Genomic DNA, 11,748 nt, shown 5'->3' with positions numbered 1-11,748 from the left:
GCAGGAGGCGAGCGCCGCCGGATCGTGTGCGGTCACGGACGTGGAATGTTGCGGAGGTTCGCCCGGGCAAGGTCGATCATGCGTCCGACGCCGCCTGCGAGGACGGTACGGCTCGCCGAGAGCGCGAAACCGGTGACCTGCTCGGTGGTGATCTTCGGCGGGAGTGCGAGGGCGTTGGGGTCGGTGACCACGTCGACCAGTGCCGGGCCATCATGGGCGAACGCTTCCCGCAGGGCTTCTCGCACCTGGGTGGGCTTCTCGACCCGGATGCCGCGTGCTCCGGCTGCAGTGGCGATGGCCGCGAAGTCGGTGGGCGGGTAGTCGGTGCCGTGCGGTGGCAGTCCGTCGACCATCATCTCCAGGTCGACCATGCCCAGCGAGGAGTTATTGAAGACAACAACCTTCACCGGGAGGTTGTGGTGGACGAGCGTCAGGAAGTCACCCATCAGCATCGAGAAGCCGCCGTCGCCGGAGAGCGACACCACCTGACGAGATCGGTCGAGGAACTGCGCACCGATGGCCTGCGGCAGTGCGTTGGCCATGGAACCGTGGACGAAGGAGCCGAGGATGCGACGTCGGCCGTTGGGCGTCAGATAGCGGGCTGCCCACACGCAGCACATACCGGTGTCCACGGTGAACACCGCGTCGTCGGCCGCCTCCTCGTCGAGCACGGATGCCACGTACTCCGGGTGGATCGGGGTGTGGTGGTCGACTCTGCTGGTGTAGGCACTGACGGCGCCCTCCAGGGCGTGGGCGTGCCGGTGCAGCATGCGGTCGAGGAACCGGCGCGACGGCTTGTCCCGTACGGCAGGGGTCAGGCACCGGAGCGTCTCGCGGACGTCACCCCACACGGCGAAGTCCAACTGCGTGCGCCGTCCCAGCCGTTCCGGCTGTACGTCGATCTGAACGGTCCGCACGTGGCGGGGCAGGAAATCCGTGTACGGGAAGTCCGTACCGAGGAGCAGCAGCAGATCGCACTCGTGCATCGCCTCGTAGGCGGCGCCATAGCCCAACAGGCCGGACATGCCCACGTCGTACGGGTTGTCGTACTGGATGTGCTCCTTACCGCGAAGCGCGTGACCCACGGGAGCCTTGACCTTCTCGGCGAACGCCATCACCTCGGCGTGGGCTCCGGCGACGCCACGGCCGCAGAACACGGTGATCTTCTCTGCGTCGTCCACCATTTCGGTGAGCCGCGTCAGTTCCTCATCGGCCGGCCTGATGGCGGGTCGGTCCAGCGGCATGGTGAGTTGTACCCCGTCACCCGGGGAGTCCTTGGCGGCGACGTCGCCGGGCAGAGCCACCACGGAGACACCGCGTCGGCCGACCGCGTGCTGAATAGCGGTCTGGACGACCCGCGGCATCTGCCGGGGTGAGGAGATCTGTTCCGAGTAATGACTGCACTCCTCGAACAGCCGGTCGGGGTGGGTCTCCTGGAAGTAGCTGGTGCCGATCTCGCCGCTCGGGATCTGCGCGGCCAGGGCGAGCACAGGTGCCATCGAGCGGTGCGCGTCGAACAGGCCGTTGATCAAGTGCAGGTTGCCCGGTCCGCACGACCCCGCGCACGCGGCTAGCGTGCCCGTCAACTGGGCTTCGGCACCGGCGGCGAAGGCTGCGACTTCCTCGTGACGGACCTGAATCCAGTCCAGAGCGTCGTGCCGTCTGACCGCGTCGACGACGGGGTTCAGGCTGTCGCCGACCACCCCATAGATGCGGCGCACGCCGGCGCGGGCCAGGAGCTCGACGTACTGCTCGGCTACGGACTCTACGGCCATGGTGCTCCTCAACTGGTCGCTCACGGGGCCGTGGCCAGGCTACGGAGACCCCGAACGGGCCAGTTGCTTCTCCGTGCACCGCCCGCAGCCCGGCAGCGCACCGATCGTGACCCAGGGGAAGCGGGCTTCGTCTGCGCAGCGCGGTCGACCCGGCGGGCGTGCCGCAGCTGGGCCGGCGGCCCGGAAGCGACCGCGCGGGTGCGACCCGTGGATGCGGGTCGCACCCTGGTTGTGACTCCAGTGCGGAACAGGTGGCCCGCCGAGGTCGGCAAGTGGTGGCGCATGCCGCACGGCGTGCCCCATGGCGCTCGGATCAGTGCTCGTTACCGGACTCGTGGTCAGGCGCCAGAAGTACGGCTATACGGCTGGTATGGGCGACGGCGTCGCTGACCCGGGGGTTGATGAGTGCTTCGAGTGATCCGCGGTGGTGAGGGCTGAGGATCAGAAGGTCGGCCTCCCACTCCTCGGCGGCGGAGGAGATGGTGGTGGCGATCTGAGTCGTCAGCGCATCGACCACGGTTCCCTCGGCCTCGACACCTGCGTCACGCAGGCGGGTGAGGGCCTCGTCAAGGATGCCCTTGGCTTCGGCGTCATCCTCCAGGGAGACCACGGCGGCAATCGTCGCGGTGGAAGGAGCGACGTGCAGAACACTGACCTTGGCCCCGGTCAGTCGTGCCATGTCACCGGCCATGCCGATGACGGAGTGGCGGGCGGGGCTGGGATCGACTGCGACGAGAATGCGCTTGAACATGGTCTTTCCTTCCTTTCAAGAGACGCCTGGAACTCACGACCCCTGAGGGACGATCGAGCATCGTCCTGAACAACCGGTGGTGCTGCCGTGTTCCGCTGGGGAGTGTGCCCAGGGTGAGAAGTCTGAGGCGGCATCAGGCGTACGGCTACCTGCACCTGAGGTCCATGATGGATCAGTGAATACCGGGCGTCACCGCTCATGCAGCGCAAGCCAGACAGAAGTGCCTCCATGGGCAACGCTCCGTGCGTTCCTCGGCAAGCCCCCAAGTCACCGGACCATACGGTTGCGGGTAAGAAAAAAACGTTTCTGCACCATTCGGGGGGGTATGATGGAACAGCGCCTCAGTACCGTCACGTGCCAAACGACGGCACGCCTGAGTGCTCCGAAGGGGCCGCCGTTGCCCCTGCGGGCGGAATTGCATTACAGGGTCGCTGACCCCTATGCCGTCCGGCTCACCCTCGGGCCATCGACCGGACCAGTCACGACCTGGACCTTTGCCCGTGAACTGCTGGCTGAGGGCTTGAGACGTCCTGTCGGCCCCGGCGATGTCATGGTGGTTCCCAGATACTGCCACCATCCACACTCCATATGCATCGTTCTGAGCAATTTGGACGGCACGGCACTCATCGAGCTGGCTGCCGCGCAGGTGGATGCATTTCTTCAGCAGACCGCCGCCCTGGTCCCCTTCGGAACTGAAAGTGATCACCTGGATGTCGACGGCGCCATAACTGCACTCATGGGAAGAAGTCACTGACCGGAGCCCGATGCCCTGGCGAATGCACGACCGAGAGGACTCCCCGGTGCCCCAGAAGGACACCGCGCCGAGCATTCAGTTCGGCGTCTTCACCGTCGGTGATGTCACGCCGGACCCGGGCACGGGCCGCACGCCGGCCCTCGGCGTTACGGGCCCCGACGCCCTCACCGGCGGCGTGTACGTCGCCTCCAAGGGCTGGGGCACCGAAGGAACCGCATCGCACGGGCAGCAGGAGAGCTGGTGGCCCTGATGCACGGACTGCCCGTCGGCTGGTGACCCGCAGGGCGGAGTCCTGCACCACTGCCCTTCGAGCAGCATTCCGCCGCGCTGGACCAGCTCCCCAGCCGTGATCAGGCGCATTCCACCACAGGGCTGTAACGCTGCCGGGGCATGGAAGGAGAGACCGATGAAGACTCGAACGAGGCCCCTTCTGGGGGACTGGGAATGGCAAGCCGAGGCCGCGTGCCGCGGCATGGACAGCTCGGTTTTCTTCTCGCCCGCCGGTGAGCGTGGCCCAGCGCGCCGGCGGCGGGAGGAGACGGCACGAGAAATCTGCCGTAGCTGCCCCGTCAGTGATCCATGCGCTCGCTTCGCTCAGGCGTCGCAGCAGTACTACGGAACTTGGGGCGGTTATACCGAGACCGAGCGCCGTGCTGCGGCCCGCGTGAGGAACCGAAAGTAAAGGTACCGATCCCCTGCCCGGTGGCGATCCGCCCTCATGTCGGGGCTCCCATCCGCTCCCAGAAGAGTCCCGTACCGCCGCCTCTACCATGGTCGCGCCCCTGTCCGCGTGGAGTAGTCCCGCGTCCGGCGGTCGGGTCCCGCCCTCCCAGCCGGACGTCCAACGGGGAATGTTCGCCGCTGCCCGCAGTGTCTGTGACACGCTGGAGCCCTGGCCTTGACCCAGATGTGGTCACAACCACCAGAGGCGCCTTGGCATAGAAGGATCTGGCCACAGCACTGAGGTGGGCAGGCACTCCGTTACTGAACGGAGTGTCTCTCATGGGGCCGCTGACGTCTCAGCAGAACGCGCTTTCTGAAACGATCAGTGAGTCCTGTACCACGATCTCGGAAAGACCCGGCGGTGACCGTGGACATCGGGGGCCTCCTCCCGAAGCACAGAGGACTTGAGGATCAGATCCAGCCGCGGCGAGTTGCCTCCATGGCCAACTGGAAGCGCGTCTGCGCATCGAAGCGCCGTAGAGCGGGGTTCGGATCAATCGCCGCCGACGGCGAGCCGCTCCAGAGGCCCGGGAGCGCAACGTTCCGCGGCAGCCTCCTCGTGACGGCCGAGCTTGTCAGGACGTGGGCCAGTCGGCCGTGGTGGAGCGGGACTCCTCGCGGACGGACGTGCGAGTGGAGTGCCTCCCCGCAGGAACCGTTGTGCTCCCTCCCAGCGTCCCCGCACCATCGCGACGTGTGGGCGTTGCCGCAAGGCGCTCGCCCAGGCATGGGCGCGGACGTGCTCCGGAATGCGTTCGTCCGCCGTGGGACCGCCATCACAGGGACCGCCTCGTCGACCCGGTCGGCCGGGAGCAAGGGGAAGGTTTGCGCTGCGCTCGGCATTGCCGTCGAGGTCACGGTGGCTTGCGTGTGATTCTCGTGAGCATCGCCACCTGGGGTTTCGCGCAAGCCTGCTGGGCGTGACCGACTGTACGATCACCGCACTTTACGTGTGTTGACGGTGCGTCATGGCGCGTACGGGAGCAGTCTCTAACTGATCGTTTCAGAATGCCGTTCTGCGGAGCCGCTGGCGGCCCCATGGATCAATCCCTTCAGTCACGGGCTCAGGGGGACGACGCCGTATGGAACGGGTTGAGGCTGCACGAGACCTCGTACTCGGTTACGTCCACGCCTTGAACGAGATTGACGAGGCCATGAGGGCGGCAATCCCCTCGCTCGAGCGGCTGGCGGACGTCGTCGGCCTGGCCCGCTCGCGCCGGATCAGCCGAAGTGATCACAGCGGCACCTACTCCTACAAGGTTCACGGGGCAGGATGCCGCTTCATGAGCGACGACGGCACTGAGGTCGATGTGGACTTCGCAGCCGACGGGAGCGAAGTCTTCGACCTCTGGCGGCTGCGCGGGTACGGGCTGAGCCTGCCGGAGCCTCTTGACGTCACGGATCAGGAATTGCCGTCCGCAGTGCGGTCGCTGCAACCGCTTCTGATCGAGGTGCGGCCGGGGTGGTTCGGCGTAGCCAACTGAGCGCTTCAGGATGAGGTTCCTAAGCGGCGGAGGCATATGAGACGGCAGGCCACTTCGAGCAGGCCCTGGTGGAGATCGGCGTGTCGTTGGCCTGCGGCAGCGGCATCCCCGCAGTCCCCGAACCGGTGGACTGGCGTCCAGCAGCGGCAGGAGCTGGGTGAGACGTACCGGTTGCCGCCGGTGAGTGTGACGGCGAGCGGGGTTCCGTGGCGGTCGACGACCAAGTGGTGCTTGGAGCCGGGGCGGGCGCGGTCAACGGGTGAGGAGGCGACGTGATCCCCCTTTGAGAGCCCGGACGTGCGACCCGTCCATGGGGCAGCCCTCCAGGTCCAGCAGGCCGGCGCGGCGAAGCTCGGCCAGCAGGGCAGCGTGCAGGCGCGGCCACACGCCGGCCTCGGTCAGTCCCACAGTCGGCACCAAGCCTTGATCCCTGAGCAGCCCACCGTCTCCGCGGGGGCATCACGCCATGCGACACCGGTCCGCAGCGCACACCGGCGAGTGCCACCCGGTCGGGAACGCGCAGCCGCCCGGGATAGCGATGGCGCCGCTCGGGAGTCGGCGGCAGGAACGGGGCGGCCACCCGCTCCCACAGGTCGTCGGGATCAAGATCGGCACGCACCCTGGTCCCCCTGCCGACCAAGATCGTCGAGCACAAGACCCGCAGCTCAACTCATTCGGAAACGATCAGTTGCTGCCTCCGGCCGCGCTCCACGGCTTCGACCAGTCCGCGGCTCTGCGGGCTGACCACCAGGTGCGACTTCGACCCGGAAGTCATATGAACGGGTGGCGCCGACGCTTCTCAGATCACCACCGGGCCGGCCAACACCGGCGAAGTGGGCGAGCACATGCTGCTGCACGGTGAGTTCACTCTGAGGCAAGACGACGGGGTGGCCGGCCACTCCTTCTTATCTCTCGCTGCGATGACCCAGCACCCCGATCCATCATCCGAGGCACGTAAACGATCGGAGGGTCAGCACTCTGGAAGCCGGGACGGAACTGGGGCTTCCATACCTCTGACCAGCACCGATATACCCCTGGGTCTTCCCCGCTGAGCCATCGAGCGTCTCGTCGGCGGCATGAAGGCCAAGAGCCCAACCGTTCTGACAAGAACTCCCCCAGGCATGGCATGCTGTGCCTGTTCGATTGTGCACTCACGATCATTGCTCTTCTTAGCGTAGAGGACTACGTTGGAACGCTTTCAGCAGCCGTCGACGCCGGCCCGTATCGGTGGCAGCGAGCCACCGATACGGGGCCGGGGCGAGGAGTTGTCCTTCCTCGACGCGCGGTTCTCCGCGCTGACACGAGGACAGGGCGGCGTCGTGTGCATAGAGGGGTCTCCTGGGAGCGGCAAGAGCCGTCTCCTCACGGAGGCGCAGACCATGGCGATGCGCCACGAGCTGAGGGTTTTCCAGGGCGGCGCCGACCCCGACGGCCAGTTCGTCCCCTTGGGGCCGCTGCTGGACGGTCTGCTGACGGGCACCGGGACCTTGTTCGACGTCGAGAAGCTGCGGGATCTGGCGACCGCCCCGGAGCAGCGATTCTGGCTGTTGCAGGAGCTGCAGGACCGGCTGGAACGGGCAGCGCTCGACACCCCTCTGGTCATCGCGCTGGACGACGTCCAGTGGCTGGACGACGTCACGCTCCTCGCGCTACGCACGCTCTCGGTCCGGCTGTCGTCCCACGCGATCCTGTGGCTGCTGGCTGTCCGCAGCAATGCCGGCGTGCCTGGTGTCCGCGCGACGTTGGACCAGCTCGAACAGCTCGGCGGCCACCGGCTGGAACTCGGTCCGCTCGCGGACAGCGCCGTCGCCGAGATCACGCAGGACGTTCTGGGAGCCGTCCCCGATTCCGGGACGCTGAAGGCGGCCCGTCGGGCAGAGGGTGTGCCACTGCTGCTGGTCGAATTGCTGCGCAGTATGCGCGACGAGCACTCAGTGGTCATCGAAGGCAATGTCGCGCGTCTGGCCGGTGAGGACCTGCCCGCTCGTTTCCAGGCCTCCGTGCGTCTCACTCTCGACCGGCTCGCCCCGCCCACCCGCGAGGTCGTCCAAACCGCGTCGGCGGTCGGCCGTACAGTCACCATTGGGCTCCTGGCCGAACTGCTGGGCAGGCCCACGGCGACGCTGATAGCGCCGGTGCAGGAGGCACTCGATTCTCATCTGTTCGTCGAGCGCAACGAACGGCTGCTGTTTCGCCACGACCTGTTCCGCGAGGCCGTTGAAAGCAGCCTTCCGATGTCCCTACGCCGCGCTGTGCGGCGTCATGCCGCTGACGCCCTGCTGGAACGTGGCGCCCCGGTAACGGAAGCAGCCGCTCTACTCCTGGACACCGCCGAAGCCGGTGACCGCCGAGCCGTAGAACTACTGAGGACTGCCGCGGCAGAACTGTCCGCGTCCGCACCGTCATCGGCTCAGCAGCTCAGCCACCGGGCACTGGAGCTGACCGCTGCCTCCGCACCGGAGCATCCGGCGATCGTTGCGGAAACGATGCTGCTGTTGTGGCAGACGGGTCAGGCGTCACAAGCTCGATCGCTTGCCGCCGCCGTGCTGCCGGGGAGCATGCGACCGGAGGCAGAAGCGCAGCTGCGGCTTGGTCTGGCACGTATGTCCAGCCAGTACGACTTCACGGAAGCTGCCGCCCAGGCACGCATCGGCTCTGAGCTTCCTGGGATCTCCCCCGGTTTGCGCGCCCAGCTGCTGGCGCTGAGGTGCCTCAACCTCTCGATGATCGGCGACTTCGAGGCGACCGCCCGAGCCGTCGCCGACGCACTCGGTGCGGCGGCGACGGCACATGACAAAGCCGCTCAGGCCACCGCGATCGCTGTCGACTCCGTCGTGCGGTTCTACCGCATGGAGTGGCAGAAGGCCTTCGAGCTGGCCGATCGGGCGGCGTCTCTGGCAACCGAGGTGGGCTTCGCCCATTCACTGTGGGTCCCGGAGGCTCTCTGGAAAGCATTCCTGTTCAACGCGGCGGGTATGACAGCCGAGGCGCTCGCGGAGTCCGAAGCGGGAATCCGAGAGACCCAGAGGCAGGGGCAGGCCGCGGCCATGGGCCTGTGGATGAGTAACCGTTCCCGGGTCCTGTTCGATGCCGGCCTCCTGGAGGACGCGCGGGCAGAGGCCGAGGCCACCGCGGCGATGGCGGACGAGTTGGGCATGGGTAACTTCGCCGACGCGACGGCTCTGTACACACTGCTGCGTGTCGCCCTGCACACCAACGACCGGGAGGCGGTCCGGGCCTACTCCGCCCAGGCGAAGCGCATGGTCGACGACCCGGCGGTTCTTGTCCGCAACGTGGGCTCCTGGATGCTCGCCCTGGTCGCGGACGATGAGGGGCGTCCTGACCGCGCCATGGAACTTCTGGACGAGTCGTTCAGCACGTTCGACCTGACAGGCCCTTCCCTGGCCAGCCCTGAGGATCCGGCTGACACACCTGTCTTCGTTCGTATGGCGCTGCGTGCAGGAGCGTGGGAACGTGCTGCTGGGGCTGTCTCCATCGCTGAGCGCCGAGCGGCCGGCAATCCTCATTTTCCGATCCTCGAAGCCGTCGCCGTTCATGCTCGGGGCCTACTCAAGAATGATCTGCCGCTGCTACTGCGCGCTGTCGAGTTGTACGACGGTATTCCCCGGCTGCTCCCCCGAGCCTCCGCGCTCGAAGACGCAGGTCGAAAACTGGCCATGCGGCGCGCCGCCGAGGCCGTGCCCCACCTAGATGCGGCGCTCAATCTGTACACCGAAGCGGGCGCCGAACGGGACGCAGCGCGTGTCCGCCGTCAGCTCCGGGGCGTGGGAGCGCCGCGACGGCGAACCTCGTCGAAGAAGTCCGCTACGGTCTGGCCGGAGCTGACGCCGTCCGAGGTGTCGGTCATCCGTCTCGTCGCACAGGGGCTCACCAACCGGGAGACTGCGGAACGCCTGGGTGTGTCACCGCACACCGTCAGCTCACACCTGCGGCATGCGTTCGCCAAGCTCGACATCACCTCTCGCGCCGAGCTGACGCAGCTGGCCCTCACACGCGAACACGGAGAGTAGTCGCTTCGTATCCCACGTCTTCTCTCAAGATCTGTCGCTGTCGTGCGACGCGCAGTCGCACAGTCGGCAGCCAGGATCTTTGTGGGGAAAGGGGCGAACGACTCTCATGACCACTGACGCGACTACCCACGGCGGCGTACGCGAAAGCATTTACACCACCGAATTGGTTCCCCCTCAGGAAAGGCGGAACTACTGGCGCCAAGCTCTGTCCCAAGCGTTCGGGACGGTGGACATCTCCGTACCCACTGACGCGTACTGCGGCACCGTCCGTACGGCTTCGCTCGGCCGGCTCCGGGCGGTGACCGTGGAAGGTGACGGTATGGCCCTCCGCCGCAGCCACCGCACTGCTGCCGGAGAGGACGAGGAGGAGTGCGTCGTCCTCAAGCTTCTGGATGCGGGCGTTGCCCAGGTGGAGCAAGACGGGCGGAAAGGGAAGATCCAGCCGGGTGACATCTTCGTCTACGACACGACTCGCCCCGTCCGACTGGACCTTCCCCGGTCCTTCCGCATCAAGTCCCTCGTGCTGCCCCGGGGAACGCTGGGCTTGCGCGATACCCAGGTGAACCAGATCACGGCTTCCCCCTTCAGGCCCGACTCCTCTCTCGGCTGGCTGCTGTCCCCCTTCATCACCAGGCTCGTGGACGATGCGGCGGCGTTCCCGCCCCACACCCATGAACTGATGGCCCTCAACGCAGTGGACCTGCTCGGGACGCTGGCCGATGAGTGGGTCAGCAGGACTGGTGCGCAGGTGCAGGAGAAGCCCCAGAGTCTGTTGCTGAGGGTTCAGTCATTCATCGACGAGGAACTCGCGGATCCGGCGCTCTCCCCTGCGCATATTGCGCGCGTCCATCACATCTCGCTGCGTTATCTGCACAAACTGTTCCAGGCCGAAGGCATCAGCGTGAGCCGCTGGATCCTGCAGCGGCGCCTGGAGGCCTGCCGGCGTGATCTGCTGCACCACCAGATGAAGGGCCTCACGATTGCCGCGGTGGCACATCAGCGTGGCTTCGCGAGCGCCGCCCACTTCAGCAGGTCGTTCCGAGCTGCCTACGGCGTGTCCCCCAGCGAGTGGCGCAAGTCTCAGCAGCCCTCGCCGGACCAGCCCGATGACGGGGCCGGGCTGTAGGACCCTCAGTCCCTCAGGCGCGGCCTCCCCCGGTCATCGGATGGAGGGCGGGATCCGGCAGTGCCATGGGGTCTGTGCTGGGGGCGGGTGTCGGCTCTGACTGCCCGATTCCTTGATGCGGCCCGCGAACATGCTCGCCGGCGGCGGCCATGGGCCAGGCTGTGGCGTCCAGGGCCACGGATGGCCGCGGGCTCGGCGGCGTCCACGAGCAGTTCGCGCGCCTGTCAACCGGAGCGGCACGATGAACCGTTCAGGGTCCGAACCGTGCTGGTAGAGGCCCCACGCGAGGTCTACCGGACGGCGCCACGAGCGACCACATGACTCCTGCGGTCGGTGCAACGGTGCCCAACGCTCGGGGCCGATCCGGTACGTGATGGAGACCGGGAGCGGACCGACGGTGGGCCACGGATTGGAACACCAGGCGCCGCACGGTGGATCGGCCCTTTCGGCGTTGTGCAGCGGCAGCGGTGCAGGCTCAGTGCGCCACCCACCAGCTGGCCGGCGCCGACCAGAAGAGGTGTTCGCGCCCAAGCACCCTGGAACGCCACGATACAGACGGCGAGCCCCCGGCCTCTGACTCAGCTGGGCAGCCGCTGCTGCAGGGCGGCGTTGAGGGTGGACAGCATGCCGGTCCAGCCAAGCCCGCGGACCCAGCGCAGCCGCCGCAAGCCCGCGGTGTCCGCCCGACCCGATGCCTGGGGAACGGCTGGCGACGAGCGGCAGCAGTGACCGGAGCAGCTCCGCCCTGGGGTGAACGGGGCCCGTGAGCAGCAGGACAGGACCCAGCTGACGCCAGGAGCGTGCCGGACGTAGCCTCTGCCGACCTGCACAGCTGCCAGGAGTTCTTTGCCCCGGGTGATGGTCCGGGGCATCGTCGGCCGGGGCGGGGCCCACGGCACGGGCCAGGTTCACGGTGCCCGGGGCGGCCGCCACCCCGGTTGCTCGCGCTCCCCGAGCTCGGGCTGGATGGCCGCCAGGTCGGCCCCAGCAGTGCGGTGCCGCACCCGAGTAGGAGCGCGAGTACCAACAGCGCCGTGAAGACGGCGAGCATGGCACTCAGCCCGCTCGTCCGTGATGCTCATGTGGGGGGCCTGGTCCAGGTGG

At 67.3% G+C, this 11,748-nt stretch carries 8 protein-coding genes and 1 pseudogene; 6 read left to right on the top strand and 3 right to left on the bottom strand.

From position 1 onward, the window contains the following. Positions 1–32: 32 nt before the first annotated feature. On the bottom strand, positions 33–1,775 hold the full coding sequence (locus H0H10_RS03280) for a pyruvate dehydrogenase (RefSeq protein WP_188179261.1): 1,743 nt from the start codon (positions 1,773–1,775) through the stop codon (positions 33–35). 313 nt (positions 1,776–2,088) lie between these two features. Then, positions 2,089–2,526, bottom strand: coding sequence for a universal stress protein (locus H0H10_RS03275; RefSeq protein ID WP_188179260.1), 438 nt, complete (start codon positions 2,524–2,526; stop codon positions 2,089–2,091). Positions 2,527–2,851: 325 nt separating this feature from the next. Between H0H10_RS03275 and H0H10_RS03270 the strand changes: the two genes are divergently transcribed. The 4 genes from H0H10_RS03270 (at position 2,852) to H0H10_RS03255 (ending at position 5,487) form a co-directional block, all read left to right on the top strand. After that, a complete protein-coding gene (locus tag H0H10_RS03270; protein WP_223179311.1) occupies positions 2,852–3,280 on the top strand; it encodes an SsgA family sporulation/cell division regulator in 429 nt (142 codons plus the stop codon). A 46-nt stretch (positions 3,281–3,326) separates the two neighbouring features. After that, positions 3,327–3,530, top strand: coding sequence for a hypothetical protein (locus H0H10_RS03265; protein ID WP_188179274.1), 204 nt, complete (start codon positions 3,327–3,329; stop codon positions 3,528–3,530). Between the two features lie 156 nt (positions 3,531–3,686). Beyond that, positions 3,687–3,962 carry a WhiB family transcriptional regulator gene (locus tag H0H10_RS03260; protein WP_188179259.1) on the top strand — a complete coding sequence of 92 codons (276 nt, stop codon included), beginning with the start codon at positions 3,687–3,689 and terminating at the stop codon, positions 3,960–3,962. 1,123 nt (positions 3,963–5,085) lie between these two features. Continuing rightward, positions 5,086–5,487 carry a DUF6896 domain-containing protein gene (locus H0H10_RS03255; protein ID WP_188179258.1) on the top strand — a complete coding sequence of 134 codons (402 nt, stop codon included), beginning with the start codon at positions 5,086–5,088 and terminating at the stop codon, positions 5,485–5,487. A gap of 87 nt (positions 5,488–5,574) precedes the next feature. Here the strand turns inward: H0H10_RS03255 and H0H10_RS03250 are convergent. After that, positions 5,575–6,106: pseudogene (locus H0H10_RS03250) on the bottom strand (transposase); the annotation flags it as partial. 568 nt (positions 6,107–6,674) lie between these two features. On the opposite strand from H0H10_RS03250, the gene H0H10_RS03245 reads away from it, so the two are divergent. Continuing rightward, the gene (locus H0H10_RS03245; protein WP_188179257.1) at positions 6,675–9,518 is read left to right on the top strand and encodes a helix-turn-helix transcriptional regulator; all 2,844 of its coding nucleotides are present in this window, start codon (positions 6,675–6,677) and stop codon (positions 9,516–9,518) included. 106 nt (positions 9,519–9,624) lie between these two features. Further along, on the top strand, positions 9,625–10,644 hold the full coding sequence (locus tag H0H10_RS03240; protein WP_188179256.1) for a helix-turn-helix domain-containing protein: 1,020 nt from the start codon (positions 9,625–9,627) through the stop codon (positions 10,642–10,644). Positions 10,645–11,748 lie beyond the last annotated feature (1,104 nt).

This window comes from Streptomyces griseicoloratus (assembly GCF_014534645.1).
Taxonomy (GTDB): Bacteria; Actinomycetota; Actinomycetes; order Streptomycetales; family Streptomycetaceae; genus Streptomyces; species Streptomyces griseicoloratus.
The sequence above is the reverse complement of the archived record's forward strand: the minus strand, read 5'-3'. Positions and strand labels throughout refer to the sequence as shown.

Bases quoted from the DNA above. Each gene is read 5' to 3' on its own strand.
- H0H10_RS03275 (WP_188179260.1), bottom strand. From the start codon at position 2,526: ATGTTCAAGCGCATTCTCGTCGCAGTCGATCCCAGCCCCGCCCGCCAC.
- H0H10_RS03255 (WP_188179258.1), top strand. From the start codon at position 5,086: ATGGAACGGGTTGAGGCTGCACGAGACCTCGTACTCGGTTACGTCCAC.
- H0H10_RS03240 (WP_188179256.1), top strand. From the start codon at position 9,625: ATGACCACTGACGCGACTACCCACGGCGGCGTACGCGAAAGCATTTAC.
- H0H10_RS03270 (WP_223179311.1), top strand. From the start codon at position 2,852: ATGATGGAACAGCGCCTCAGTACCGTCACGTGCCAAACGACGGCACGC.
- H0H10_RS03280 (WP_188179261.1), bottom strand. From the start codon at position 1,775: ATGGCCGTAGAGTCCGTAGCCGAGCAGTACGTCGAGCTCCTGGCCCGC.
- H0H10_RS03260 (WP_188179259.1), top strand. From the start codon at position 3,687: ATGAAGACTCGAACGAGGCCCCTTCTGGGGGACTGGGAATGGCAAGCC.